Origin of the sequence: Burkholderia sp. MSMB2157WGS, from assembly GCF_001532755.1 — a bacterium.
Lineage (GTDB): Bacteria > Pseudomonadota > Gammaproteobacteria > Burkholderiales > Burkholderiaceae > Burkholderia.
In genome coordinates this window covers 1,331,016-1,357,603 of sequence record NZ_LPJG01000030.1, presented here as the reverse complement: position 1 = coordinate 1,357,603, position 26,588 = coordinate 1,331,016, and the positions used below count along the sequence as shown (strand labels likewise).

Annotated in this window: 25 protein-coding genes; 20 read left to right on the top strand and 5 right to left on the bottom strand. The window is 67.8% G+C overall.

Features of this window, described 5'->3' with window-relative positions:
* The first annotated feature begins 62 nt into the window (after positions 1 to 62).
* From WT53_RS24545 to WT53_RS24525, 5 genes are all read left to right on the top strand, one after another.
* Positions 63 to 1,106 carry an alpha/beta fold hydrolase gene (locus WT53_RS24545; RefSeq protein ID WP_034205515.1) on the top strand — a complete coding sequence of 348 codons (1,044 nt, stop codon included), beginning with the start codon at positions 63 to 65 and terminating at the stop codon, positions 1,104 to 1,106.
* Positions 1,106 to 1,648, top strand: a complete 543-nt coding sequence (locus WT53_RS24540) for a cytochrome P460 family protein (RefSeq protein WP_034205514.1) — start codon at positions 1,106 to 1,108, stop codon at positions 1,646 to 1,648. Before WT53_RS24545 ends, WT53_RS24540 begins: the two co-directional genes overlap by 1 nt.
* Positions 1,649 to 1,925: 277 nt before the next feature.
* The gene (locus WT53_RS24535) at positions 1,926 to 2,273 is read left to right on the top strand and encodes a DUF4148 domain-containing protein (RefSeq protein ID WP_034205513.1); all 348 of its coding nucleotides are present in this window, start codon (positions 1,926 to 1,928) and stop codon (positions 2,271 to 2,273) included.
* Positions 2,274 to 2,357: 84 nt separating this feature from the next.
* Complete coding sequence (locus tag WT53_RS24530) at positions 2,358 to 3,149, top strand: alpha/beta fold hydrolase (protein ID WP_034206251.1); 792 nt, start codon at positions 2,358 to 2,360, stop codon at positions 3,147 to 3,149.
* Positions 3,150 to 3,225: 76 nt separating this feature from the next.
* Complete coding sequence (locus tag WT53_RS24525) at positions 3,226 to 4,626, top strand: amidase family protein (RefSeq protein WP_034205512.1); 1,401 nt, start codon at positions 3,226 to 3,228, stop codon at positions 4,624 to 4,626.
* A gap of 73 nt (positions 4,627 to 4,699) precedes the next feature.
* Here the strand turns inward: WT53_RS24525 and WT53_RS24520 are convergent, their stop codons facing one another.
* Positions 4,700 to 5,842, bottom strand: coding sequence for a hypothetical protein (locus WT53_RS24520; protein ID WP_034205511.1), 1,143 nt, complete (start codon positions 5,840 to 5,842; stop codon positions 4,700 to 4,702).
* Between the two features lie 357 nt (positions 5,843 to 6,199).
* Here WT53_RS24520 and WT53_RS24515 point away from each other — a divergent pair, with 357 nt between their 5' ends.
* From WT53_RS24515 to WT53_RS24495, 5 genes are all read left to right on the top strand, one after another.
* Complete coding sequence (locus tag WT53_RS24515; protein ID WP_034205510.1) at positions 6,200 to 6,670, top strand: rhodanese-like domain-containing protein; 471 nt, start codon at positions 6,200 to 6,202, stop codon at positions 6,668 to 6,670.
* Positions 6,671 to 6,698: 28 nt separating this feature from the next.
* Positions 6,699 to 7,652: a serine O-acetyltransferase EpsC gene (epsC, locus tag WT53_RS24510; protein ID WP_034205509.1), complete on the top strand. Its 954-nt coding sequence runs from the start codon at positions 6,699 to 6,701 to the stop codon at positions 7,650 to 7,652.
* The gene (locus WT53_RS24505) at positions 7,649 to 7,870 is read left to right on the top strand and encodes a helix-turn-helix domain-containing protein (protein WP_034205508.1); all 222 of its coding nucleotides are present in this window, start codon (positions 7,649 to 7,651) and stop codon (positions 7,868 to 7,870) included. Before epsC ends, WT53_RS24505 begins: the two co-directional genes overlap by 4 nt.
* 137 nt (positions 7,871 to 8,007) lie before the next feature.
* On the top strand, positions 8,008 to 8,940 hold the full coding sequence (locus tag WT53_RS24500; RefSeq protein WP_034205507.1) for a family 2A encapsulin nanocompartment shell protein: 933 nt from the start codon (positions 8,008 to 8,010) through the stop codon (positions 8,938 to 8,940).
* Positions 8,915 to 10,915, top strand: a complete 2,001-nt coding sequence (locus WT53_RS24495) for a family 2A encapsulin nanocompartment cargo protein cysteine desulfurase (RefSeq protein ID WP_034205506.1) — start codon at positions 8,915 to 8,917, stop codon at positions 10,913 to 10,915. The genes WT53_RS24500 and WT53_RS24495 overlap by 26 nt, the downstream gene beginning before the upstream one ends.
* 460 nt (positions 10,916 to 11,375) lie before the next feature.
* Here the strand turns inward: WT53_RS24495 and groL are convergent, their stop codons facing one another.
* The 3 genes from groL to WT53_RS24480 all read right to left on the bottom strand — a co-directional run bounded on the left by groL (position 11,376) and on the right by WT53_RS24480 (position 14,462).
* Complete coding sequence (groL, locus tag WT53_RS24490) at positions 11,376 to 13,016, bottom strand: chaperonin GroEL (protein WP_034205505.1); 1,641 nt, start codon at positions 13,014 to 13,016, stop codon at positions 11,376 to 11,378.
* A 12-nt stretch (positions 13,017 to 13,028) separates the two neighbouring features.
* The gene (locus WT53_RS24485) at positions 13,029 to 13,319 is read right to left on the bottom strand and encodes a co-chaperone GroES (protein WP_011356207.1); all 291 of its coding nucleotides are present in this window, start codon (positions 13,317 to 13,319) and stop codon (positions 13,029 to 13,031) included.
* A 192-nt stretch (positions 13,320 to 13,511) separates the two neighbouring features.
* Complete coding sequence (locus WT53_RS24480; RefSeq protein WP_034205504.1) at positions 13,512 to 14,462, bottom strand: LysR substrate-binding domain-containing protein; 951 nt, start codon at positions 14,460 to 14,462, stop codon at positions 13,512 to 13,514.
* Between the two features lie 163 nt (positions 14,463 to 14,625).
* Between WT53_RS24480 and WT53_RS24475 the strand changes: the two genes are divergently transcribed.
* From WT53_RS24475 to WT53_RS24465, 3 genes are all read left to right on the top strand, one after another.
* Entirely contained in the window at positions 14,626 to 15,780 is a 1,155-nt protein-coding gene (locus WT53_RS24475; protein WP_034205503.1) for an amidohydrolase, read from the top strand.
* Between the two features lie 82 nt (positions 15,781 to 15,862).
* Positions 15,863 to 16,645: an ABC transporter substrate-binding protein gene (locus tag WT53_RS24470; protein ID WP_034205502.1), complete on the top strand. Its 783-nt coding sequence runs from the start codon at positions 15,863 to 15,865 to the stop codon at positions 16,643 to 16,645.
* Positions 16,646 to 16,791: 146 nt separating this feature from the next.
* A complete protein-coding gene (locus WT53_RS24465) occupies positions 16,792 to 17,976 on the top strand; it encodes a porin (RefSeq protein ID WP_034205501.1) in 1,185 nt (394 codons plus the stop codon).
* Between the two features lie 97 nt (positions 17,977 to 18,073).
* Here the strand turns inward: WT53_RS24465 and WT53_RS24460 are convergent, their stop codons facing one another.
* Positions 18,074 to 19,093 carry an NAD(P)-dependent alcohol dehydrogenase gene (locus WT53_RS24460; protein ID WP_034205500.1) on the bottom strand — a complete coding sequence of 340 codons (1,020 nt, stop codon included), beginning with the start codon at positions 19,091 to 19,093 and terminating at the stop codon, positions 18,074 to 18,076.
* Positions 19,094 to 19,221: 128 nt separating this feature from the next.
* On the opposite strand from WT53_RS24460, the gene WT53_RS24455 reads away from it, so the two are divergent.
* From WT53_RS24455 to WT53_RS24420, 7 genes are all read left to right on the top strand, one after another.
* The gene (locus WT53_RS24455) at positions 19,222 to 20,196 is read left to right on the top strand and encodes a LysR substrate-binding domain-containing protein (RefSeq protein WP_052100143.1); all 975 of its coding nucleotides are present in this window, start codon (positions 19,222 to 19,224) and stop codon (positions 20,194 to 20,196) included.
* Positions 20,197 to 20,528: 332 nt separating this feature from the next.
* Complete coding sequence (locus WT53_RS24445) at positions 20,529 to 21,248, top strand: SDR family oxidoreductase (protein WP_034205498.1); 720 nt, start codon at positions 20,529 to 20,531, stop codon at positions 21,246 to 21,248.
* A gap of 137 nt (positions 21,249 to 21,385) precedes the next feature.
* On the top strand, positions 21,386 to 23,335 hold the full coding sequence (locus WT53_RS24440; RefSeq protein ID WP_034205497.1) for an arylsulfatase: 1,950 nt from the start codon (positions 21,386 to 21,388) through the stop codon (positions 23,333 to 23,335).
* Between the two features lie 16 nt (positions 23,336 to 23,351).
* Complete coding sequence (locus WT53_RS24435; RefSeq protein WP_034205496.1) at positions 23,352 to 24,401, top strand: formylglycine-generating enzyme family protein; 1,050 nt, start codon at positions 23,352 to 23,354, stop codon at positions 24,399 to 24,401.
* Positions 24,398 to 25,210, top strand: a complete 813-nt coding sequence (locus tag WT53_RS24430; RefSeq protein WP_034205495.1) for a MetQ/NlpA family lipoprotein — start codon at positions 24,398 to 24,400, stop codon at positions 25,208 to 25,210. The genes WT53_RS24435 and WT53_RS24430 overlap by 4 nt, the downstream gene beginning before the upstream one ends.
* The gene (locus WT53_RS24425; protein WP_034205494.1) at positions 25,204 to 26,187 is read left to right on the top strand and encodes a YkgJ family cysteine cluster protein; all 984 of its coding nucleotides are present in this window, start codon (positions 25,204 to 25,206) and stop codon (positions 26,185 to 26,187) included. Before WT53_RS24430 ends, WT53_RS24425 begins: the two co-directional genes overlap by 7 nt.
* A gap of 65 nt (positions 26,188 to 26,252) precedes the next feature.
* On the top strand, positions 26,253 to 26,579 hold the full coding sequence (locus WT53_RS24420) for an antibiotic biosynthesis monooxygenase (RefSeq protein ID WP_034205493.1): 327 nt from the start codon (positions 26,253 to 26,255) through the stop codon (positions 26,577 to 26,579).
* The last annotated feature ends 9 nt before the right edge of the window (positions 26,580 to 26,588 follow it).

Genomic DNA, 26,588 nt, shown 5'->3' with positions numbered 1-26,588 from the left:
CACCCGATTGCCCGCACGTGCCGCGGGCCCTTTCCTTAGCGATCGACACTGGAGAACGAGTCATGCCTGATACCGTGAACACCCGCCGCCGCCTGATCCTGGGCTCGACGCTGGCGAGCCTGAGCCTGGCCGACCTCGGCTTTAGCGCGCTGGCGCGAGCGCAGTCGGCGCCCGATTCGCCCGCGGCAAAGCGCCCGGCCGGCGTCGCGTCGCTGGGCACGATCCACCAGATCGATGCGGGCGTGCTGAATGTCGGGTATGCGGATCTCGGCCCGAAGGACGGCCCCGTCGTGTTCCTGCTGCATGGCTGGCCGTACGACATCTACAGCTACGCGGAAGTCGCGCCGCTGCTCGTCGCGGCCGGCTATCGCGTGATCGTGCCGTATCTGCGCGGCTACGGCTCGACGACGTTCCGCTCGGCCGACACGGTGCGCAACGGCCAGCAGGCCGTGACGGCCGTCGACATCGTCGCGCTGATGGATGCGCTGAAGATCGACCGCGCGGTGTTCGGCGGCTACGACTGGGGCGCGCGCACGGCCGACATCATCGCGGCGCTGTGGCCGCAGCGCGTGAAGGCGCTGGTATCGGTGAGCGGCTACCTGATCGGCAGCCAGGCGGCGAACGCCAAGCCGCTGCCGCCGCAGGCCGAATTCCAGTGGTGGTATCAGTTCTACTTCACGACCGAGCGCGGCGAACTCGGCTACGCGCAGAATCGCGATGCATTCAACAAGCTGATCTGGCAGCTCGCGTCGCCGAAGTGGCAGTTCTCCGACGAGACTTATGCGCGCTCGGCCGCATCGTTCCGGAATCCCGATCACGTGGCCGTGGTGATCCACAACTATCGCTGGCGGCTCGGCCTTGCCAAGGGCGAAGCACGATACGACGACATCGAGCATCGTCTCGCGGCCGGGCCCGCGATCAGCGTGCCGACGATCACGATGGAAGGCGATGCGAACGGTGCGCCGCATCCGGAGCCGGCCGCGTACGCGAAGAAGTTCACTGGCAAGTACCAGCACCGGACCATTGCCGGCGGCATCGGCCACAACCTGCCGCAGGAGGCGCCGCAGGCGTTCGCCGACGCGATCCTGCAAGTGGAGCATCTGTGATGCGGGCCGGCGTGGAGGTGTGGCGGCGCGGCGCGCGTCGCGCGCTCGTCGCGGGCTCGCTGCTGGCCGGCGCGTGGTCGGCGAGCGGCCCGGCCGCATTCGCGGAACAGCCGAAGCCGGCCGCGGCCGCGTCGCCGATCTACGGCGTGACGATTCCGCCCGGCTACCGGAAATGGGAGATGGTCGCGCCGGCCGAAGAGGCCGCACCGCTCGACGAATTGCGCGTGGTGCTCGGCAACCCGGTCGCGATCCGCGCACTCGAACAGGCGACGCTGCCGTTCCCGGACGGCACGATCCTCGTGAAGCTTGCGTACAAGCGCAAGCAGTCCGACGAGTTCGCGCCCGCGACGGTGCCCGGCCAGGCGACGACCGTGCAGGTGATGGCGAAGGACTCGCGCCGCTACGCCGCGACGGGCGGCTGGGGGTTCGGGCGCTTCATCAACGGTGTGCCGGCCGACATCGGCCAGCATCAGACGTGCTTTGCGTGCCATCAGGCGCGGGTGAAGAATCACGATTACGTGTTCACGCGGCTCGCGCCGTGACGTGATACGGCGGTGCGAAGGTGACGGAAAGGCGTGCCCTGCGAGGCACGCCTTTTTTCGTGGTGCGCGGGAGCGGTGGAGCGCATCGGCAAGCGGGTTTGTATCGCACTGTATCTGCGGCCTTCTTTGAAAAACTGGCATGCAGAAAGCCCTGTTCCGGAAACATGCCGGATACGTGCGCGGGTTCTACTGTCGACATGCAGCAAACGTTCGGTGCCAGACGTTCGCGCCGGACACCAAGTGATCGACACCCCAACTTCCTTCAAGGAGAAATCTCATGAAAGCCGCTCGAATCCTCGCCGTTGCCGTCCTCGCCGTCGCACCCGCGCTGTCGTTCGCCGATACCGGCCACGGCCTCACGCGTGCCGAAGTGCGCGCGGACCTCATCCGTCTCGAGAAGGCCGGCTACAACCCGGCCGGCAGCGAAGCGCATTACCCGGACGATATCGCCGCCGCACAGAACGCCGTCGCGGCTGCCGAGCAAGTCGCACGGTCGGACCAGAACGGCCCGTCGAAGTCGCAAGGCGACAACGTGGCCGACGCGTCGACGCCGGCCGGCCATCGCGACGCAGCGCAGTCGCGTACCGCACGCAACGCCGCCGACGACCTGTACGCGCATTCGTGATGCCGCGCCGCGCCGGCGACATGCAGGCGCGGCCGCTCACGCAGTACTTCACTTCAACGATACGACAAGGAAAGGAGCATGACGATGGCCGGTTTGATGAAACGCGTTCTGGTATCCGCTGCGATGATCGGCGGACTGTTCGGTGCGGTCGCGGCGCAGGCCGCGCCGAAGGAAGACCTGAAGGGCACCAACGTCGTGCTCGTGCACGGCGCGTTCGCCGACGGGTCGAGCTGGAACCGCGTGATTCCGCTGCTCGAGGCGCGCGGGCTGCACGTGGTGTCGGTGCAGAATCCGCTGAGCTCGCTCGCCGACGATGCGGCCGCGGCGAAGCGCACGATCGACGAACAGAAGGGGCCGGTCGTGCTGGTCGGCCATTCGTGGGCCGGCGTCGTGATCAGCGACGCGGGCAACGACGACAAGGTGAAGTCGCTCGTGTACGTCGCGGCGTTCGCGCCCGACAACGGCCAGTCGATTGCGGACGTCACGCAGGGCCTGCCGGCGCCGTCATGGGCCGGCGAGTTGCGCAAGGACGCAGGCGGCTTCGCACGGCTGTCGGACAAGGCGATCGCGCAGGATTTCGCGCCGGATCTGCCGCCCGCGCAGCAGCGCATCGTTGCGGCGACCCAGGGGCCGTGGTATAGCGGGTGCATCTCCGAGAAGGTCGCGCAGGCCGCATGGCATGCGAAGCCGTCGACGTTCGTCGTCGCGACGCAGGACCGGATGATCGACCCGACGCTGCAGGAAGCGATGGCGAAGCGGATCGGCGCGACGGTCGCGCGCGTGAACGCCAGCCACGTCGCGATGCTGAGCCAGCCGAAGGCCGTGGCCGACGCGATCATCGCCGCCGCCGAGCGCGCGAAGCAGGCTACGCAGTGAGCGAATGCGGCGCCGCGCTTTCGTGAGGAGGCGCGGTGCGAGAGTGATGGCGATGTCTTTCCACCCAGGAGAAGTCATGACGCAACTCTGGCAACTGTCGGCAACCGAACTCGCGAAACGCGTGCGTCAGCGCGACGTATCCGCGCGTGAAGTGGCGGACGCCGTGCTCGATCGTCTCGATGCCGTGAATCCGGCGATCAACGCGGTCGTCGAACACCGTCCCGACGACGTGCGGCGGCAGGCCGACGAAGTCGATCGCGCAATCGCGCGCGGCGACGATCCGGGGCCGCTCGCGGGCGTACCCGTCACCGTGAAGATCAACGTCGATCAGGCCGGCTTTGCGACGACCAACGGCACGCGCCTGCAGGAAAACCTGATCGCGCCCGCCGACAGCCCGGTGGTCGCCAACATTCGGCGGGCCGGCGGGGTGCTGCTCGGCCGCACCAATTCGCCGACGTTCGCATTGCGCTGGTTCACGTCGAATCTCGTGCATGGCCGCACGCGCAACCCGCGCAATCCGTTGCTGACGCCGGGCGGATCGAGCGGCGGCGCGGCGGCGGCCGTGGCCGCCGGGATCGGCCCGCTCGCGGTCGGCACCGACATCGGCGGCTCGGTGCGCTACCCGGCCTATGCGTGCGGCGTCCACGGAATCCGGCCGTCGCTCGGCCGCGTGCCCGCGTTCAATGCGTCGTCGCCGGAACGCGCGATCGGCGCGCAACTGATGTCGACGGCCGGGCCGATCGCGCGCACGATCGACGATCTCTCGCTCGCGCTGCGTGCTTTCTCCGCGCCGGACCCGCGCGATCCGTGGCACGCCGCGGTGCCGTTCGACGGGCGCGTAGTGCCGAAGCGCGCGGCGCTGTGCGTGCGTCCGCGCGGGCTGGAGGTCGTGCCCGAAGTCGAGGCTGCGTTGCGCGATGCTGCGCGCCGGCTCGTCGATGCGGGCTGGACCGTCGACGAGATCGACGATACGCCGCCGATGCGCGAGGCTGCGTTGTTGCAGGAACAGCTGTGGCTCGGCGACGGGTTCGGCGCGCTGGCGAACGCGGTCGAGCAGGACGGCGATCCGGGCGCGGCCGCGGTGATCGCCGCCGTGCGCGGCAAGGTGCGCGATCTGGCGGCCGACGTGATCAGCCGCGCGCTGGTCCGGCGCACGACGCTGACGCGGCAGTGGCGGCTGTTTCTCGACGAATATGCGGTATTGCTGCTGCCTGTTTCGTCGGAACTGCCGTTCCCCGACGATCTCGACCGGCAAGGGCCGGACGGCTTCGACCGCGTGTGGGAAGCGCAGCTCACGTTGCGCGCGCTGCCTGCGATGGGGCTGCCGGGGCTGGCTGTCACGACGTCGCTCGCGAACGGCATGCCGGTGGGCGTGCAGGTGGTGGCCGCGCATCATCGCGAGGATCTGTGTCTGCTCGCGGGGCGCGATATCGAGGCGCGCGGGGTGCCGGTTACGGTGGTCGATCCGGTGGTCTGAGATACCCCTGCGGCAGGCACGTGGCAATGCATCCACGAATGCCGGCCGCATGGGCGAAACGTACTAACGACGCTTACTTTAGACGGATCGGTCGGATGTCGTCTCTCTTGAGCACTACGCAGTTTCTTCCTGCATCGAGGGCTCGTTGTTTCGCTTGCTCAAGTTGCGTCAGGTCGCTGGTCCCCTTTGCCTCAGTGGCGTCTGTAACGCCTGGCTTGAATTCGTTGGCGCACAGCAGGCGAATGTCGCCGAATGCGTAACGAACATAGGCTCGCACAAGCGGAATCTCGGACTTCGTGACTCGGATGCCGGCGCGCTCCAGGCTTGGCCGTGCATCGAGCTTGAGCAGCTCGAAATCTTGTGCAGCCACACTAAAGACCCCGGTCTTTTCCAACGCCCGGGTTCCGATTCCGGTGGAGAACGATGTGAACGACCACGTAATCAACGCATAGAACACGAAGCCAATTCCGATAGCTGCGTACTTTATGGTTGTGGTCGCAGGCTTGCTGCGCGCGGCCATGCTGATCGCCATCAGCCCTGGCAGAAAGCCCGCAAGTGATAGGGGCAAAAGCACCGCCAGCGCTGAGTATGCCTTGTCGTCGGTACTCATGTCGCCAGCGAACGATTCGATGGTCAGAAAGCCGCTGCTGCTCGAAATTGCGGCGACGGTGACGAGCGTCGATAGCACAATCGCCTTGCCAACCATTTCCCAGTTCCCAAACTTCTTCGACGTGCCGTCGATTCGCCAGCCGATCAGAACGAATGCGACGCCCGACAGGAATGTTGCAAACAGTAGCAGAGGGACTGACAGGTGCTTGATAACGATCGACCCGATGAATACCTCGACCATCCACAGTATTACCGTCGCCAGAATGACGAATGCAGTGCTTTTAGACAGCACGTGCAAATCCTTTTCTAGAGAGAGTAGAAACAAAAGGAAGATCGATGGAACGCACAGCACTAGCAGCAGTGCCGACACGACCAGGAGCGTTCCGATCAGCAACGCGAGGAGGCCAGATGTAGACGAGATCGAATCGAGAAATAGTGCATGCCAGCCGATTCTATCGAGATAGACCCAAAGCGAGAGTCCTGGAACGATCAGTAGCAGAATCGACGACTTCGCTATGAGTTCGGTTACGTCTTTGCCGAAGTCGAGAAACGTCTGCAAGCGGGTGAGGAAAATATTCCACGGAATGGTGGACGATGGAGCGGTCATGTTGGCCCTATGTTGTTGTGTAGGAGCGTGAATTGTAGAGTTTCGCGCCGCATTTAAGTGTTGGCCGCTTATGTTCGCGTCGCCGGTGACCGAAAGAATCCACTGGTACGCGTCGAGGGTTCCGTAGGATACGGCGGGACCGACTTGGCGCTTCTCATCTCTGCGCTACGACTTTCCTGATTGTCCCCTGTTGCCATTGCATTCCCCACAGCGCTGATTAGGAAATGAATTTTTATTGGTTCTGCTTCCCCGACCGCACTCGCATAGTGGTGCTGACGGCTATAGACAGCACGCAAGCTGCAACAGCCGCATTCCCGGTGTTTTGTTCATACGAATTTGCGAGAACAAGGAAGTGTCATGACGGTTGAACTGCAAGAACGAACCGCTGCGCAGCAGGCGCTCGAAGACGCGCGCGCGGCAGCCGTGGCGGCCGGCACGCCCTACGCGGGCGGCGTCGCGCCGGAAGTCGCGTGGGCGCTGTTCTCGGCGGGCGACGCATTGCTGGTGGACGTGCGCACGGCCGAGGAGCGGAAATTCGTCGGCCACGTGCCGGAGTCGCTGCACGTGCCGTGGGCGACCGGCACGAGCCTGACGCGCAACCCGCGCTTCGTGCGCGAACTGGAAGCGAAGACCGGCAAGGACGCGGTCGTGCTGTTGTTGTGCCGCAGCGGCAACCGTTCGGCGCAGGCGGCCGAGGCCGCAACGAAGGGCGGGTTCACGCAGGTTTTCAATGTGCTCGAAGGCTTCGAGGGCGATCTCGACGAACGGCAGCATCGCGGCGGCCGCAACGGCTGGCGCTTTCGCGGCCTGCCGTGGGCGCAGGATTGATTCACGGCCGTGACGGGGAGAAAGCAGGATGGCCGCATTCGACATCGACGACATCGTTCAATCGCTGCAGACGGTGCGCCGCGCATGGCGCGAAAAGCAGCGGCGCTCGCTCGAACCGGGCGGGCGCGATTTGCCGGCGCGAGAAGCGCTCGCGCAGATCGTCGGCGCGCTGAAGGGCGTGCTGTTTCCGATGCGGCTCGGGCCGCCCGATCTGCGGCAGGAGAGCGAGAACTTCCACGTGGCCCATGCGCTCGATTCGGCGCTGAATGCGCTGCTCGCGCAGGTGACGCTCGAATTGCGCTACGCCGCGCGTCAGCGCAATGCCGACGGGCCACCGCCCGATCGCATCGATGAAGTCGCGTCGACGGCCGTGCAGGCGTTCGCCGCGCGCTTGCCGGAGATTCGCCGGCTGCTCGACAGCGACGTGCTGGCGGCCTTCCACGGTGATCCGGCGGCCGGCAGCGTCGACGAGGTGCTGCTGTGCTATCCGGGCATCCTCGCGATGATCCACCACCGGCTCGCGCACGAACTGTACGGGCTCGGCCTGCCGCTGCTCGCGCGGATCATCGCCGAGCAGGCGCATGCGGAGACGGGCATCGACATTCATCCGGGCGCGCGCATCGGCGCGGGCTTCTTCATCGACCACGGCACGGGCGTCGTGATCGGCGAGACGGCGATCATCGGCGAGCGCGTGCGTGTGTACCAGGCCGTCACGCTCGGCGCGAAGCGCTTCCCGCGCGATGCGGCCGGCCATCTGGAGAAAGGGCTCGCGCGCCATCCGATCGTCGAGGACGACGTCGTGATCTATGCGGGCGCAACGATCCTCGGCCGCGTGACGATCGGGCGGGGCGCGGTGATCGGCGGCAACGTGTGGCTCACGCAAGACGTGCCGGCCGGCGCAAACATCACGCAGGCCGTGCTGCGCAGCGAAGCGAATACCGCGCCGCGCACGGCGGCGCGCGTCGCCTGGGAGGCGCGATGAGCGACCTCATCCATCACTTCGGCGCCAACGTGCGCAAGCTGCGCGAAGCGCGCACGTGGTCGCAGGAGCAACTGGCCGAGCATGCGGGGCTGAACCGCTCGTACGTCGGCGAGATCGAGCGCGGCGAGGCGATCGCGTCGATCGTCACGGCCGACAAGATCGCCCGCGCGTTCGACGTGTCGATCTCGACGCTGCTGCCGGCCGCATACGTCACCTGAGGTTGCCCCGCATCGTTTCCCCCTTCGGTTGCACGACCTGACGGCTATAGCATGTTGAGCCGGCAGGGGCGGGTTTCCGATAATCACCGAGCGTCATAAGCAATCCTGTTTTTCATCTTAAGAACCCGGAGCCACACATGTCGACCGTTGCAAGCGGCACGGCCGCGCTGAGCGATCACGCCGCCCGCCAACTAGCGAACGCTACCAAGACCGTCCCTCAGCTTTCCACGATCACGCCGCGCTGGCTGACCCATCTGCTGCAATGGGTGCCGGTCGAGGCCGGCATCTATCGCCTGAACCAGGTGAAGAATCCGGAAGCCGTGCGCGCCGCGTGCACGCAGCTCGAGGACGAAAGCGTGTTGCCGCAGACCTTCGTGCCGTACGAGGAACAGCCGCGCGAATACTTCCTGAACGCGGTGAGCACGGTGCTCGACGTGCATACGCGGATTTCCGATCTTTACAGTAGTCCTCACGACCAGATCAAGGAGCAGCTGCGCCTGACGATCGAGACGATCAAGGAGCTGCAGGAAAGCCAACTGATCAACAATCCCGACTACGGGCTGCTCGCGAACGTGACCGACGAACAGCGGATCTTCCCGCTGACGGGCGCGCCGACGCCGGACGATCTCGACGAGCTGCTGACGAAGGTGTGGAAGGAGCCGGCCTTCTTCCTCACGCACCCGCTCGCGATCGCCGCGTTCGGCCGCGAATGCACGCGGCGCGGCGTGCCGCCGCCGACGGTCAGCCTGTTCGGCTCGCAGTTCCTCACGTGGCGCGGTATTCCGCTGATTCCGTCGGACAAGGTGCCGGTCGCGGACGGCAAGACCAAGATCCTGCTGCTACGCGTCGGCGACAAGCGCCAGGGCGTCGTCGGCCTGTATCAGCCGGGCGTCGCGGGCGAGCAGGGGCCGGGGCTGTCGGTGCGCTTCATGGGGATCAACAATCAGGCGATCGCGTCGTACCTGATCTCGCTGTATTGCTCGCTCGCGGTCCATTCGCCGGATGCGCTGGCTGTTCTCGATGACGTCGAAATCGCCAAGTACCATGACTATCCCGACACCTACCGTTAATCCCGGCCTGGCCGGCGGGGACGCGCACGGGTTGCCGCATGCGTCGCTGCCGGCCGGGCTGCCCGACCCGGCGACGCTCGCGCGGCTCGCGTCCGAGTTCTTCGCGACGCCGCCCGGGCAGGCCACCGCGCCCGGGCTGTCGGCGGGCAGCGGCGCGGTCGGCGGCGTACCGTCGGCATTGCCGGCGGCGGCGCCGATCCTCGCGTCCGTCAGCAACCCGGTGCCGGGCGGTTCGCCGCTCGCAGGCCCGGGCGGGGCGGGCACCGGTGTGCCGGGGCTCGCGCTGCCGCAGGGCAAGGCGCCCGGCACGAATCTCGCGCCATCTGCGCCGACGCACGTGTTGTCGCTCGGCAACCGCGCACCGGCGCTCGTGCCGCATGCGGCCGCGCAGAACGGGTTGCCCGACAACGTCGTGTCGATCGCGCCCGCGCTCGAACCGCGGGTCGGCGGGGCGGCGCTCGGCGTACCGCAAGTGAGCGCCGCCGCACCGGAAGGCGCGGCGAAGGCGTCGCCGTACTACTTCACCGACGGTTCGCTGCAGGGCTGGCAGGCGACGCCGCAGGACATCGTCGTGCCGTCGAACGGGCTCGCGTCGCCGGAAGCATTCGGGTTGCCGGGCGACGACGCGCTGCGCGCGCTGCTCGCCGTGCAGCGCGACGTGCCGGTGTCGCATGCGTCGGGCACCGACGTGCCGCGCTACTTCATCGACGATGCGCAGGCGGCCGCGCCGCAAGGTCAGTTGCATCGCGGTGCCCATCCGCCGTTCGACGTGAACGCGATCCGCCGCGATTTCCCGATCCTGCAGGAGCGCGTGAACGGCAAGCAACTCGTCTGGTTCGACAACGCTGCGACGACGCACAAGCCGCAGGCCGTGATCGACCGCCTCGCGTACTTCTATGCACACGAGAACTCGAACATTCATCGCGCGGCGCATGCACTGGCCGGCCGCGCGACGGATGCGTACGAGCATGCACGCGAAACGGTGCAGCGCTTCATCGGCGCATCGTCGCCCGACGAGATCGTGTTCGTGCGGGGAACGACCGAGGCGATCAATCTGATCGCGAAGACGTGGGGCGTGCAGAACGTCGGCGAAGGCGACGAGATCGTCGTGTCGCATCTCGAGCATCACGCGAACATCGTGCCGTGGCAGCAGCTTGCCGCGCAGAAGGGCGCGACGCTGCGCGTGATTCCGGTCGACGATTCGGGGCAGGTATTGCTCGACGAATATCGGAAGCTGCTCAACGATCGCACGAAGATCGTGTCCGTCACGCAGGTGTCGAACGCGCTCGGCACGGTCGTGCCGGTGAAGGAGATCGTCGAGCTCGCGCATCGCGCCGGTGCGAAGGCGCTGGTCGACGGCGCGCAGTCGATCTCGCACATGCGTGTGGACGTGCAGGCGCTCGATGCGGATTTCTTCGTGTTCTCCGGGCACAAGATCTACGGGCCGACCGGGATCGGCGTCGTGTACGGCAAACGCGCGATCCTCGACGACATGCCGCCCTGGCAGGGTGGCGGCAACATGATCGCGGACGTGACGTTCGAGCGCACGGTGTTCCAGCCGCCGCCGAACCGCTTCGAAGCCGGCACCGGCAACATCGCGGATGCGGTGGGGCTCGGCGCGGCGCTCGACTACGTGAGCCGCGTCGGCATCGAGAACATCGCGCGCTACGAGCACGATTTGCTTGCGTACGCAACGAGCGTGCTGGCGCCGGTGCCGGGCGTGCGGCTCGTCGGCACCGCGCGCGACAAGGCGAGCGTGCTGTCGTTCGTGCTGAAGGGCTACGAAACCGAGGAAGTCGGGCAGGCGCTGAACGACGAGGGAATCGCCGTGCGCTCGGGGCATCATTGCGCGCAACCGATTCTGCGGCGCTTCGGGCTCGAGGCCACGGTACGGCCGTCGCTCGCGTTCTACAACACGTGCGATGAAGTCGATGCGCTGGTGAGCGTCGTCAGGAGACTGGCGGCGCGACGCTGACGTTGGTGTCGATGTCGATGTTGACCCGCTTGCGGCGGCCTTCGCGGGCCGCCGCAAGCGTTTTCATGCCAACCGGTCGGAAACGTGGCGACGGATTTAGGACGGCATCGCCTGCGTGACGGTGCCCGTGCGTTGCGCGATGAGGCCGTGGCGGCGTGCACGACGCGGAACGATTGCGTGGCGGGCGCGGTCGGAATGCTTCGGATAACGATAGGTTGGATGCCGGTGCGCCCGAGCAGCGCGACCTCCTGCGCGAAGGCGCGGCGCGCACGGGCGTCGCTTGCGGCACATCCGTCGACGGTGGCGACGGTCTGCCCGTGCAGCACCTGCATGAAAGGCAGCGAGCCGGTCGGGCCGGCCACGCGTCAGCGAACAACGCGCAACGACCTCTGTCGCCACGCGTCGCAGGATCCAGCCAGGACGCGCACGCCGGCGAACCGGCGCGCACGCTGCCGCGTCGTCAGAAATCGAATCCCGGCCCGCCCGCGCCCGGGCCACCCGGTGCGGCAGCCGGCGCCGCATCCTTCGGCGCTTCGAACACGGTCGCATCGGTCGTCAGCAGCAGTCCGGCCACCGACGCCGCGTTCTGCAGCGCGGTGCGCGTGACCTTGGTCGGATCGAGCACGCCCGATTCGACGAGGTCGCCGTACTCGCCCGTCTGCGCGTTGTACCCGAAGTTGCCCGTGCCTTCGGCGACCTTCGCGACGACGACGCTCGCTTCCTCGCCCGCATTCGCGACGATCTGGCGCAGCGGTTCTTCCAGCGCGCGCAGCACGATCTTGATGCCCGCGTCCTGATCGGCATTCGCGCCCTTCAGCTCGCGGATCGCCTGCCGCACGCGGATCAGTGCGACGCCGCCGCCCGGCACGATGCCTTCTTCCACGGCCGCGCGCGTCGCGTGCAGCGCGTCGTCGACGCGATCCTTCTTCTCCTTCACCTCGACTTCGGTCGCGCCGCCGACCTTGATCACCGCCACGCCGCCCGCGAGCTTCGCGACGCGTTCCTGCAGCTTCTCGCGGTCGTAGTCGGACGTCGCCTCGTCGATCTGCACGCGGATCTGCTTCACGCGCGCTTCGATGTTCTTCGCATCGCCCGCGCCGTCGATCACGGTGGTGTTTTCCTTGCCGACCTCGATGCGCTTCGCCTGGCCCAGGTCGGCGAGCGTGGCCTTCTCGAGCGTCAGGCCGGTCTCCTCGGCGATCACCTGGCCGCCGGTGAGAATTGCGATGTCCTCCAGCAGCGCCTTGCGGCGATCGCCGAAGCCCGGCGCCTTGACCGCGACTGTCTTCAGGATGCCGCGGATGTTGTTCACGACGAGCGTCGCGAGCGCTTCGCCTTCGACGTCTTCCGCGATGATCAGCAGCGGTCGGCCCGACTTGGCGACCTGCTCGAGCACCGGCAGCAGGTCGCGGATGTTCGAGATCTTCTTGTCGTGCAGGAGGATGTACGGGTTTTCGATCTCGGCGATCTGCTTGTCCGGATTGTTGATGAAATACGGCGACAGGTAACCGCGGTCGAATTGCAGCCCCTCGACGACGTCGAGCTCGTCGGCGAGCGACTTGCCGTCCTCGACGGTGATCACGCCTTCCTTGCCGACGCGGTCGATCGCTTCGGCAATGCGCTGGCCGATCGACTCCTCGCCGTTCGCGGAAATCGTCGCCACCTGCGCGATTTCCTTGCTGGTGGTGGTCGGCTTGCTGATCTTCTTCAATTCGTCGACGGCCGATGCGACGGCCTTGTCGATGCCGCGCTTCAGGTCGAGCGGATTGAGCCCGGCCGCGACGTATTTCTGGCCTTCGCGGACGATCGCCTGCGCGAGCACGGTGGCCGTCGTCGTGCCGTCGCCGGCCGCGTCGCTGGTGCGCGACGCGACTTCCTTCACGAGCTGCGCGCCGATGTTCTGCAGCTTGTCCGCGAGTTCGATTTCCTTCGCGACCGACACGCCGTCCTTCGTGACGACGGGCGCGCCGAAGCTGCGTTCGAGCACGACGTTGCGGCCTTTCGGCCCGAGCGTGACCTTCACCGCGTTCGCGAGAATGTTGACGCCTTCGGTCAGCTTCGCACGTGCGACGTCGCTGAAAATGATTTCCTTCGCTGCCATGATTGTGCTCCGTTATTGATTGACGACCGCGACGATGTCTTCCTCGCGCAGCACGAGAAACTCGTTGCCGTCCACCTTGACGGCTTGCCCCGCGTACTTGCCGAACAGCACGCGCTCGCCGACCTGCAGGTCGGGCACGATGCGCTGGCCGTCCGCGTCCTTGCGGCCGGGGCCGACGGCGATCACTTCGCCCTGGTCGGGCTTTTCGGCCGCGCTGTCGGGAATCACGATGCCCGATGCGGTGGTGGTTTCCTGATCGAGTCGCTTCACGATCACGCGATCGTGCAAGGGGCGTAGGCTCATCTTTTTCGTCCTGTGCTGTTCTGTCGAAATGGGCTGGCACTCTTTAACAGAGAGTGCTGACGAGTATAGAAATGCGCGCCGGCGCGATCCAATAACGGATTCGGAAAAGCATTTGCGCGAATGCGCTTTGGGAACGGGTCCGGCTCTGCGGCATGGAGACCGTCGCCGGACACAACGCGCGACGCCGGCGCGTCAGATCAGCAGCGACACCGTCTTGAACAGCACGAGATCGTCCTTGCGCGCGGAGCGCGCGTGCCGCCGGACGACCTGCAGCAGGCAGTCGATGAAGCAGCGCGCGGCCTCGCTCAGCGTGCTGCTGCGGCGCGTGACGATGCCGAGCTCGCGCGGCTCGAAGGTCTCCTTCAGCGACAGCGCGCGCATCCGCTCGCCGAACGGCGGCACGGCGGCGAGAATCGTCGGGCACCACGTGCACATGTCGGCTTGCTCGAGCATCGTCTGCAGCATCGCCACCGATTGCGCGCGCACGATGCGCCGCTCGTCGATCTGCGCGCCGTGGCGCGTGAACAGGTAGTCGACGAGCGCCGCCTGGCCGTCCGCCGCGAAATTCAGCACCCAATCGTTGTCGAGCAGGTCGTGGATCGATCGCGCGCGTTCGCGCGGGTGGCCGGCGCGCACCATCACCGAGGTCTCGTAACGCAGCATCGGCTCGAACGCGAATTCCTGCGCGCTGCCCGGCTGCACGTGCCCGAGCGCGAAATCCATGGTGCCGTCGCGCAACAGCGGCTGCGCGACGGCGATCAACGCTTCGTAGAGTTCGAGACGCACGTCGGGCATCCGTTCTCGAAAACGCAGCACCGTTTCCGCGAGGAACGTCATGGTGAGCCATGGCGTGACGCCGACGCTCAGCCGCCCCTCGACGCGCCCGCGCAGCCGTTCGAGATCGCTCTGCGCGTGCTCCAGTTGTTTCAGCACGAGCTTCGCATGGGTGAGCAAGGTTTTCCCGTATTCGGTAAAGCCGATGCCCTCCGGCGCGCGCACGAGCAGCGGCAGGCGCTCGCTTGCCTCCAGCTCGCGCAACGCGCGCGTGACGGCCGCCTGCGACAGCCCGAGCATGCGCGCCGCGCCCCGGATGCTGCCGGCCTCCGCGCTCGCGACGAGCGCCTGCAACTGATGCAGCTTCATGGTGCGATACCCGACAACGAAAGGTTGTCATCATAACGAAACCGCAGCTGTTCGCCCGGATTTTCGCTGCATACGATCCCGTCACGATCCGCCCTCCGGCGGTCGACAACCGGAACGTAGCGAAGGAGTATCGGGGTTGGGCCAAACACGAATTTTTCCCGAAATGGCAGCGATCGAAGCCGAGATGATCGCGCTGCGCCGCCGGCTGCATGCGCATCCCGAGCTCGGCTTCGAGGAGCGCGCGACCGGCGATCTCGTCGCCGAGCGCCTGACAACATGGGGTTATCGGGTGGAGCGCGGCCTCGGCGGCACCGGCGTGGTCGGCACGCTGGCGCGCGGCGCCGGGAAGCGGCTCGGGTTGCGCGCGGACATGGACGCGTTGCCGATCCGCGAGACGACCGGGCTGCCGCATGCGAGCCGGCACGACGGCGTGATGCACGCGTGCGGCCACGACGGCCATACGGCGATGCTGCTCGCCGCCGCGTGCTGCATCGCGGCGCGCGCGCGTTTCACGGGCACGCTGAACCTGATCTTCCAGCCGGCGGAGGAAGGGCTCGGCGGCGCGAAACGCATGCTCGACGACGGGCTGTTCACGCGGTTCCCGTGCGACGCGGTGTTCGCGATGCACAACGTGCCAGGGTTGCCGGCCGGCGTGCTCGGCTTCTGCGACGGCCCGGCGATGGCGTCGGCCGACGAGGTGCGCGTGCGCGTGATGGGCCGGGGCGGGCACGGCGCCGCGCCGCACACGACGGTCGATCCGGTGGTGGTCTGCGCATCGATCGTGATGGCGCTGCAGACGATCGTGTCGCGCAACGTGAATCCGCAGGAGCTGGCGATCGTCACGGCGGGCGCGATCCATGCGGGCGCCGCGTCGAACGTGATTCCGCCGCACGCGGAGCTCGAACTGAGCGTGCGCGCGCTGTCGCCGGACGTGCGCGCGCTGCTCGAGCGGCGCATCCGCGAGATCGTGCACGGGCAGGCCGCGAGTTATGGCGCGACGGCCGAGATCGACTACCGGCACACCTATCCGGTGCTCGTCAATCACGCGGCGGAAACGGCATTCGCTCGCGACGTCGCGCGCGAATGGGGCGGCGACGGCGCGCTGATTCCGCAGTTGCGGCCGATCGCGGCGAGCGAGGACTTCGCGTTCATGCTGAACGCGTGCCCGGGCAGCTACCTGTCGATCGGCAACGGCGACGGCAACGGCGATGGCGCGACCGGATGCGGGCTGCACCACCCCGGCTACGACTTCAACGATGCATGTCTCGCGACGGGCGCGAGCTATTGGGTCGCGCTGGCGGAGCGATATCTCGCGTGACGCGGCGCATGCGGCGTACGCGGCGAGCCGGTGCCCGATGCGCCGGACGAATTCGATTCACGATCTACACAAGGAGACGGCAATGAAGCAGTGGATGGCGGCGCTCTCGATGGCGCTGGCGGCAGGGGCCGCACATGCGGGCGACTGGGCGGGCAAGGAGATCCGGCTCGCGGTCGATCCGACCTACCCGCCGCTCGAGTACAAGCTGCCGGACGGCACGCTGACCGGGTTCGGGATCGACATCACGAATGCGCTGTGCGCGGAACTGAAGGCGCGCTGCGTATGGGTCGAGTCGAGTTTCGACGGGATGATCCCCGGGCTGCTCGCGCGCAAGTTCGACGTGATCGCGTCGTCGATGACGATCACGCCGAAGCGGATGCAGCAGATCGCGTTCACGAACCGGATCTCGAACGCGCCTGCGCGGCTGATCGCGCGCAAGGGCTCGCCGCTGCTGCCGACGGCCGAATCGCTGAAGGGCAAGCGGATCGGTGTCGAGCAGGGCTCCGCGCAGGCCGACTATGCGATCGCGAACTGGCAGCGGGCCGGCGTGCAGATCGTGTCCTACCCGAACCAGGACCAGGTCTACGCGGATCTCGTGACGGGGCGGCTCGACGCGGCGTTCCAGGCGTCGATCGCGGCCAGCGACGGATTCCTGAAGAAGCCGCAGGGCAAGGACTTTGCATTCGCCGGTGAAGCGATCGACGACACGAAGTACTTCGGGCAGGGCGATGGGCTCGGTCTGCGCAAGCAGGACACCGACTTGCGCGACGCGTTCAATCGCGCGCTCGCGACGATTCTCGCGAACGGCACGTATCGGCGGATCAACCGGAAGTATTTCGATTTCGACATCTACGGCGCGAAGTGAGCCGCGTGGCGTGCCGTCGGCGCGCCGCACGTGAGGAGACGGCGCGCGATCGACCGCGCGCCGGATGCGGGGAATGACCGCCTGCACGGCCTGCGAATCGCGCGGGCATTCACGTGCAGGCCCACAAAAACGGATAAGGACAACGAATGAACTGGAGAATTTTTTTCGTCGCGATTCCGGTGCTGTGCGCAGCGCCTGCATTCGCGCAGGGCAGCTTCACGCTCTACGGTCTGGTCGACGCGGGTATCGACTATACGAACGACGTCGGCGGCCACGGTGCGTGGCAGATGGCGAGCGGCTTCGCGCAGGGCAGCCGCTGGGGGCTGAAGGGCGCCGAGGATCTCGGCGGCGGCTACAGCGCGCTGTTCCAGATCGAGAGCGGCTTCAACGTGAACGCCGGCACGCTCGCGCAGGGCGGGCGCATGTTCGGGCGGCAGGCTTACGTCGGGCTCGGCAGCACGCGCTACGGCACGCTGACGCTCGGCCGGCAATACGATTCGGTGGTCGACTATCTCGCGCCGACGACCGCGAACGGGAGCTGGGGCGTCTATCCGTTCTCGCATCCGCTCGACAACGACAACACGGGCAACACGTTCCGCGTCGACAACACGGTCAAGTACGCGAGCCCGGATTTCTCGGGCTTCTCGTTCGGCGGCACCTACAGCTTCAGCAACGACACGGGCTTCGCGAACAACCGGGCGTGGAGCGTCGGCGCGCAGTACGAGCACGGCGGGCTGCTGGTCGGCGCGGCGTTCCTGAACGCGAACGACCCCGGCGCGACGTCCGGCGGCGCGGTCGCGGGTGCGGGTTCGGTCGGCGCCGATGCGAACTTCGCGTCGGCGCGGCTGCGAATCTTCGGGGCGGGGATCAACTACACGGCCGGGCTCGCGACGGTCGGCTTCGCGTACACGAACAGCAACGTCACGCGTCCGACCGCGAACGTCGGCTACCTGTTCGGCGACGAGACGATCGCGCCCGTGACGGGGCCGCTCGCCGGCGGCACGGTGACGGCGATCAAGTATCAGAACTTCGAGCTGAACGGCAAATATCAGTTCACGCCGGCGTGCTTCGTCGGCGCGCAGTACGTGTACACGACGGTGCGCTACGACGCGACGACGGGCAGCGCGAAGCCGAAGATCCATTCGATCGGGCTGATGGCCGACTACAACCTGTCGAAGCGGACGGACGTGTACCTGATGGGCGCGTATCAGCGGGTTGCGGGCGACGCGACGGGTTCGTCGCTCGATCGGGCGCTCATCCCCGGCGCGCCGGACCTGTCGTCGACGTCGAAGCAACTGATGGTGCATGCGGGGATTCGTCACCGGTTCTGACGGCGTGCGGTCAAGCGGCGGCGACGGACGGCGGACGACTCGTCTCCCGTCACCGCCGACGTGCGTGCGCGATTGCGCATCGCGCCGCTTTCCCCCGTCACGCCGCGACGCGAATCACGACCTTGCCGAAATGCTGGCCCGACTGCAGGTACGCATAAGCTTCCGGCGCTTCGTCGAAGCCGAACACGCGATCGACGACGGGCCGGATCCGCTTCGCGTCGACGAGACGAACGACGTCGTCGAGCATCGCGCGGCTGCCGACCATGATCCCGTGAAGCCGCCGGATGCCGCCGATCAGCGACAGCAGTCCGAGTTCGGGGCCGCCGAAGCTGCTGAGGCCGCCGATCACCGACACGATGCCGCCCAGCTTCGTCGCGGCGACCGAGCGCGGCAGCGTGTCGCGTCCGCCGACCTCGACGACGAGATCCGCACCCGCGCCGTCGGTGAGCCGCAGCACTTCATGCTGCCATTCGGGCGTCGCGCGATAGTTGATCGTTGCATCCGCACCGAGTGCACGCGCGCGTTCGAGCTTCGCGTCGCTCGACGACGTGACGATCGTCCGCAGCCCCGCCGCATGCGCGAGCTGCAGCGCGACGATCGATACGCCGCCGGTGCCGAGCAGCACGACGGTCGAGCCGGGGCCTGCGCCGCCGTCGGCGAACAGCGCATTCCATGCGGTCACGCCCGCGCACGACAGCGTCGCCGCCTCGTCGTAGTCGAGATGCGCGGGAATCGCGACCAGCGCGGTTTCGTCGGACACGAAGTGTTCGGCCAGCACGCCGTCGAATTGCGCGCCGGGCGAGCCGGAGACTTTCGCCGGCGTGGGCGGCCCGTCGATCCAGCGCGGGAAATACGTGTTGATCACGCGATCGCCGGGCTTGAAGCGCGTGACGTCGCGGCCGGTTTCGACGACTTCGCCCGCGCCGTCGGCCACGGGAATCAGCGGCGCGTCGCCGATGCCGAGATAATCGCCGCGCGCGAACATCAGGTCGCGATAGTTCAGCCCGGCCGAGTGGATCTTCACGACGACGTCGGTCGGCCCGACCGGCGGGCGGGCCGCGTCGATGCGCCGGAGTCCGGCGACGCCGTCGCCCGGTTTCAGTTGCCATGCATGCATGTTCGACTCCTGGTTCGAGGGGGACGGGACTATCATAGTGTTGCGTATGGGGACGCATTGGCGAGAGTTTGGCCACGTACTGTTTCCATGAGGGACACAAACCTGCGAACGAACCGGAGCGGAATCACATGGACGAGCGGCTGAGAGGCGTCGCGGAATTCGTCGAGGTCGTGGAGTCGGGCAGCTTCGCGGCGGCGGCGCTGCGCGTCGGCGTCACGCGTTCGGCGGTCGCGAAGGTCGTCGCGCGGCTCGAGCACCGTCTCGGCGTGCGGCTGCTGCAGCGCACGACCCGCCAGCTCAACCTGACCGAGGAAGGGAGCGTCTATTACGAGCAATGCCGACGGTTGCTGGCCGAACTCGGCGAAACGGAGGCCGCGCTCGACGCGGGCCGGCGCGAGCCGTCCGGACGGCTGCGCATCAGCGTGCCCGTGCTGTTCGGGCGCCAATGCGTGGCCCCGGTCATGCGGCGTCTCGTCGAGCGTCATCCGCGGCTCGAAATCGACGTGTCGTTCAGCGACCGCGTGGCCGACCTGATCGACGACGGTTTCGACATCGCGGTGCGCATCGGCGAGCTGGCCGATACGAGTGCGCTCGTCGGCCGGCGGCTGGGCGTGCAGCGCATGGGCATCTGCGCATCGCCCGCGTATCTCGACCGGCATGGCCGGCCGTCGGGGCTCGACGATCTCGTGTCGCACGTCGGCATCGCGTACTCGCGCGGCGGGCAGCCGGTGCCGTGGCGGATCATCGGCGCGGACGGCCAGGTGCACGACCACCGCGCGGCCGGGCGCCTGCGGTTCGACGACCTGCAGGCGATCGCCGAGGCCGCCGCCGCCGGCGCGGGCCTCGCATGGCTGCCGTGCTGGCTGATGGCGCCGTACCTGCGCGACGGCCGGCTCGCGCTGGTGATGGACAGCAACAGCGTGTCGGGCGCGGAGGTGTTCGCGGTGCGGCCGAAGTCGCGGCACGTGCCGTCGAAGGTGCGCGTCGTCGTCGACGCGCTGGTCGACGAGATCCCGCGGCTGCTGGCGTCGGATGACGCAGACGGACAGGGAGAGCCGCATCGCCGCGAGCGCGAGCCGCGCCCGTCGCGCATGGTCGGTTGACGCGGCACATGGCGCGTCAACGTACCTGAGCCGGACGCTCGGCAAGTTCGGCCCTCGCCGTCGCGCTCATCGCCTCGCAGCGGCCGATTCCCGTCGGGGTGCTCGCGCCGCTGCTCGTCGCGCTCGCATTGCCGGCAGGCGGCGTGCTCGCATCGCGGATCGCGTCGCGACGTGCGCGGCCGATGGCGACGAGGCGGGCCACGCGAGCGAAGCGAATGACGGCGACCGTACGCGTTTTTCTCTCCTGACGCACAATCGTGCGCAACGTGCATGCGACGCACGGCAGCGTACGCATCGCGCCGTCTTCGATTCTTTCGTACGAGGCACGAATCATGTCATCTCGCACCTATCTCGTCACCGGCGCGTCGCGCGGCATCGGCTTCGCGGTCAGCACGATGCTCGCACGGCGCGGCCATCGCGTCATCGGCGTCGCGCGGCACGCGCAGGGCATCGATTTCCCCGGGGAACTGCATGCATGCGATCTCGCCGATATCGAGCAGACGGCCGCGACGCTCGCGCGTATCGGTGCGTCGGCCGATATCGACGGTATCGTGAACAACGCAGGCATCGCGTTGCCGCAGCCGCTCGGGCAGATCGACTTCGGCTCGCTGCAGGCCGTGTTCGATCTGAACGTGCGGGCCGCGATCCAGGTCACGCAGCATTTCGCCGACGCGATGAAGGCGCGCGGCCATGGGCGCATCGTCAACATCTGCAGCCGCGCGATCTTCGGCAGTCTCGATCGCACCGCATATTCGGCCGCGAAAAGCGCGCTCGTCGGCTGCACGCGCACGTGGGCGCTCGAGCTCGCCGAACACGGCGTGACCGTCAACGCGGTGGCGCCCGGCCCGATCGAGACCGAACTGTTCCGCCAGACGCGGCCGGTCGGCAGCGAAGCCGAGCGCAAGGTGCTCGCGACGATTCCGGCGCGCCGGCTCGGCACGGCCGACGACGTCGCGGCCGCGATCGCGTTTTTCCTGTCGGACGAAGCCGGTTTCGTCACGGGGCAGGTGCTGGCCGTGGACGGCGGCGGCAGCCTCGGCGGGCGCAGCTGACGCACGGCGGCGCGGTGCGTGGCGGACGGCGCGCATCGCATATTCCCGCATCCCGTTAGCATGTGACGAATCCGACTTTGGGCGCCGCGTGCGCGACGCTAAGATCGCCGATCCCGTAGATCGAGCGTTCCGCAACAATGAAAAAGTCCGCGTCGCCGTTGCATGCTTTTCGTTTCCGTGTCGTCTGCGCCGCGATTGCCGGCGCGGTGTCGCTCGCATCGTGCGGCGGCGTCGACGGCGATCCGCCGCCGCAGGCCAGCACGACGCCGTCGGCCAAGCGCCCGAACATCCTGTACATCATGGCCGACGATCTCGGCTATTCCGACATCCATGCGTTCGGCGGCGAAATCGACACGCCGAACCTCGACGCGCTCGTCGCGTCCGGTCGCATCCTGTCGAACCACCACACGGGTACCGTCTGCGCGATCACGCGCGCGATGCTGGTGTCCGGCACCGATCACCATCTCGTCGGCGAAGGCACGATGGGCGTGCCGACCGACGAACGGCGCGGGCTGCCCGGCTACGAGGGCTATCTGAACGACCGCGCGCTGTCGTTCGCGCAACTGCTGAAGGACGCCGGCTATCACACGTATATCGCGGGCAAGTGGCACATCGGCTCGGGGATCGTCGGGAGTACGACGGGTAGCGGGCAGACACCCGACCAGTGGGGTTTCGAGCGCAGCTACGTGCTGCTCGGCGGCGCGGCGACGAACCACTTCGCGCACGAACCGGCCGGCTCGTCGAACTACGCGGAAGACGGCCGCTACGTGCAGCCCGGCCAGCCCGGGCAGCCGGGCGGCGCGGGCGGCAACCCGGCCGTGTTCTATTCGACCGATTTCTATACGCAGAAACTGATCTCGTACATCGATGCGAACAAGCAGGACGGCAAGCCGTTCTTCGCTTACGCGGCCTACACGTCGCCGCACTGGCCGCTGCAGGTGCCCGATCCGTGGCTGCACAAGTACGCGGGCGTGTACGACGCCGGCTACGATGCGATCCGCAACGCGCGGATTGCCCGACAGAAAGCGCTCGGCCTGATTCCCGCCGATTTCAAACCGTTCGACGGGCTGCCGGAGACGACGGCCGCATCGCCCGCGACCGCGAACGACGGCAAGGCCGGCGCGAAGTACGTCAGCGCCGTGCATTCGGCCGCGGACGGCTACGTCGACTACGGCCCTGGCAAGGTCGACAAGCTGTGGTCGAGCCTGTCGCCGGCCGAGCGCCGGGCGCAGGCGCGCTACATGGAAATCTACGCGGGGATGGTCGAGAACCTCGACTACAACATCGGGCTCCTGATTCAGCATCTGAAGGACATCGGCGAATACGACAACACGTTCGTCATGTTCCAGTCGGACAACGGCGCGGAAGGCTGGCCGATCGATTCCGGCGCCGACCCGACCGCGACCGATACCGCGAACGCGCAGGAGCCGATCTATTCGGCGCTCGGCACCGACAACGGCAAGCAGAATGCGCAGCGCCTGCAGTACGGGCTGCGCTGGGCCGAAGTGAGCGCGGCGCCGTTCCGGCTCACGAAGGGCTATTCGGGCGAAGGCGGCGTATCGACGCCGACGATCGTGCACCTGCCCGGCCAGTCGCAGCCGTTGCCGACGCTGCGCGCGTTCACGCACGTGACCGACAACACGGCGACGTTCCTCGCGGTCGCGGGCGTCACGCCGCCGTCGCAGCCGGCGCCGCCGCTCGTCAACACGCTGACGGGCGTCGACCAGAACAAGGGCAAGGTCGTTTACAACAACCGCTACGTGTATCCGGTCACGGGCCAGTCGCTGCTGCCGGTGCTCACGGGCTCGGCGACGGGCGAAGTGCACACGACGCCGTTCGGCGACGAAGCGTATGGCCGCGCGTACCTGCGCAGCGCCGACGGCCGCTGGAAGGCGCTGTGGACCGAGCCGCCGCTCGGGCCGCTCGACGGTCACTGGCAGCTGTACGACCTCGCGTCGGATCGCGGCGAGACGACCGACGTATCCGCGCAGAACCCGTCGGTGATCGGCGCGCTCGTCGACCAGTGGAAGGCCTACATGAGCAACGTCGGCGGCGTCGAGCCGCTGCGGCCGCGCGGCTACTACTGAGCGCGGGGGCGACACGATGCGGTTCCGCTTTTGGACGATCGGCGCGACGCTGGCCGCCACGCTGTTCGCCGCCGCGTTCGCGGCAGGCTATGCGAACCCGGCGGCGTCGGCCGGCGGCGCATTCGACGACCTGAATCGCGGCCGCGCGCTCGCGCCGCTCGGTTCGGAGCGCGAGTGCGAACGCTATTCGGGCTTGCCGTCGAAGTGGCGCGACGATCCGAAGGCCGGCATGGTGCACCTGCGCGGCGGCGCGTTCGTGTTCGGCAGCACGCGCGGCTATGCGGACGAGCGTCCGGTCGGCGACGGCCGCACGCGCGTCGGCGGTTTCTGGATCGACCAGACCGACGTGACGATCGCGCAGTTCGCGGCATTCGTGCAGGCGACCGGATACGTGACCGAGGCCGAGCAGCAGGGCGGCGCGGCGGTGTTCCATGTGCCGACGCGCGACGAGATGAACGCGCGCGATCTCGCGTGGTGGTCATGGGTGAAGGGCGCGTCGTGGCGGCATCCGCGCGGGCCCGGCAGCGACGTGGACGGGCTCGGCAACCTGCCGGTGACGCTCGTCACGCAGCGCGATGCGCTCGCGTATGCGCACTGGCTCGGCCGCGACTTGCCGACCGAAGCCGAATGGGAATACGCGGGCAAGGCCGGCCGCGACGACGCATCGCTCGATGCGGCGCCGCGCGACGCGCAGGGCAAGCCGACCGCGAACTACTGGCAGGGTGCGTTTCCGGTGCTCGATTCGGCGGAGGACGGCCACGCGGGGTTGGCCCCCGTCGGCTGCTATGCGGCGAACGGTTTTCGTCTTTACGACATGATCGGCAACGCATGGGAATGGACGAAGGATGCGTACACGGGCCCGCATCAATCCCACACGAACGGCGACACGGCGGCCGTCGCCCCGCCGACGCGCCGGCACGATACGCCGATGGTCATCAAGGGCGGCTCGTTCCTGTGCTCGCGCGATTACTGCGTGCGCTATCGCGCATCGTCGCGCGAACGGCAGGAAGCCGATCTCGGCGCGTCGCATATCGGCTTTCGCACGATCCTGAGGGACGCGTCATGACGGCGGGCATCGGGCGTTTCGTTTCCGCATGGATGTTGATCGCGTGCGCGGCGATGCAGCAGGGCGCGGCGCTGGCTGCCGAAGCCGTGTGGCCGGCCGTGCGCGTCGGCGTGACGCGCGGCGTGCATGCGCAGATTCTCGACGAAGTGAAGCGGGTGGCCGCCGCGCGGGGGCTGCGCGTCGACGTCGTCGAATTCGACGATGCATCGCGCATCGATACGGCGCTGGCCGACGGGCGAATCGACGCAGCCAGCTTCGAGGATGCGCAACAGCTTGGCGAGACCCGCGCACGCAAGCGTATCGCGCTGACCGAAGTCGCGCCGACCGTCACGTTGCCGATGGCGTTCTATTCCCGCAAGCTGACGAGCCTGAACGCACTGCAACCCGGCGCGACGGTCGCGCTTCCAGCCGATCCGCGCGGGATGGCGCGCGCGCTCGTGCTGCTGCAGAACGACACGCTGGTGACGCTGCGCGAGAAGGCCGGCCTGCATGCGACGCTGCGCGACGTGACGAGCAACCGGCTCGGGCTCAAATTCGTCGCGCTGCGCCGCGACCGGCTTTACGCGGCGCTCGACACGGCCGCGTTCGTCGCGATCGACAGCGACGACGCGGCCCGCGCCGGGCTGCAGCCCGCGCGCGACAGCATCAGCCTCGAGGACGCCCGCTCGCCGTATGCGAACGTGCTCACGGTGCGCGACGCCGATCGCGCGAAGCCGTGGGTCGCGCAGCTCGTCGCCGCGTACCACTCGGACGACGTCGCGCACTTCATCCTCACGCGCTACCAGGATTCGGTGCGGCGGCCGTGGTAGCCGGTTACCTGCTCGCGTGCAACGCGTGCGGACGCTGCTGCAACAGCGCGCCGACGCTGTCGTTGCGCGAACTGTTCCGGCATCGGCACCGCTTCGTCGGCGCCTTGACGATCCGCCGCGTGCCGAAGCGGCGGATCGGCGAGCGCTGGCAAGCGGGCGGCCGCGAGCATGCGCTGGATGCGGACGACGTCGCGGCGGCCGATGCGCTGGCGGACCGGCTGTTCCATCGCGGCCGCGTGCAGGGCGAATGGCTCGCGCTGACGCTGCAAGGCTACGACTATCCGTCGCTGGGCCGTTGCGCGGCGCTGGCCGACGACGGCCGCTGCGGCGTGCACGCGAACAAGCCGTCGATCTGCCGCGCGGTGCCGCTCGATCCGATGCTGCCCGACCGGTTGCAGGCCCGCGTGCTCGCGGCGCGACGCGCCGAAGCGGCGTGGCTGGGCGCGAACTGCATCGTCGACGCCGCGAGCCTGCGGTCTGCCGACGAATCGCCGTTGCCGATTCCGCTGGTGACGGCCGGGCAGGTCGCGGATCGTGCGATGCTCGACGCGCATCGCGATGCGCTCGTGTTCGAGCGCGCGGTGTGGCGCGACGCCGTGTTCGCGTCGCTGGCCGACGGCGGACCGGGCGTGAGCGATGCGCTGTCGCGGCTGGCGCCCGGCGGCTACCTGACCGTGTCGATCGTGCCGGCCCTGCTGGCCGTCGCTCCGGTATCCGCGCATTGCCGCGCGCTGTGCATCGACTTCATCGATGCCCAACTGACCTTGATCGGCGCGAACATCGAAGCGGCGCTCGCGCGCCGACAGGCGGCTGACCGGCCCGCGACGCAAGAATTGCGCGGCTTCGCGCAGGCGCTGGAACGGGCGCGACGGGCGCTCGCGGCGACGCCGGCATCCGCCGCCGCCGCGCGCGACGATGCGCCACGCATCGAAGCGTGGCTCGACGATCGCGTCGACGCCGCTGCGCTCGCCACCTGACGATCGCGGCACGCCGCGCGTGCCTTACACTTGGCGCTCTTTCAATCGTTAAAGAGCGAGCGGGCATGTACGCGTCGACTTTCATTTTTCGCGCCGGGCAGTACGACGACGAATTCCACCGGCTCGACCGGCAGATCGCCGACATGGCGCGCGCGACGCCCGGCTATCTCGGCGAGGAAACGTGGGAGAACGCGCAAGCCGGCTTGATCCAGAACGTCTATTACTGGGAATCCGAGGCGGCGCTGCGGCAGTTGATGCAGCATCCCGCGCATCTCGAGGCCAAGGCGAAGCAGGCGCGCTGGCTGGACGGGTATCGTGTCGTGATTTCGCAGGTGCTTCGCGAGTATGGCGACGGCAAGCTGACGCCGCCGCATGCGGGGCCATCCGCGTAAGGGTTGCCG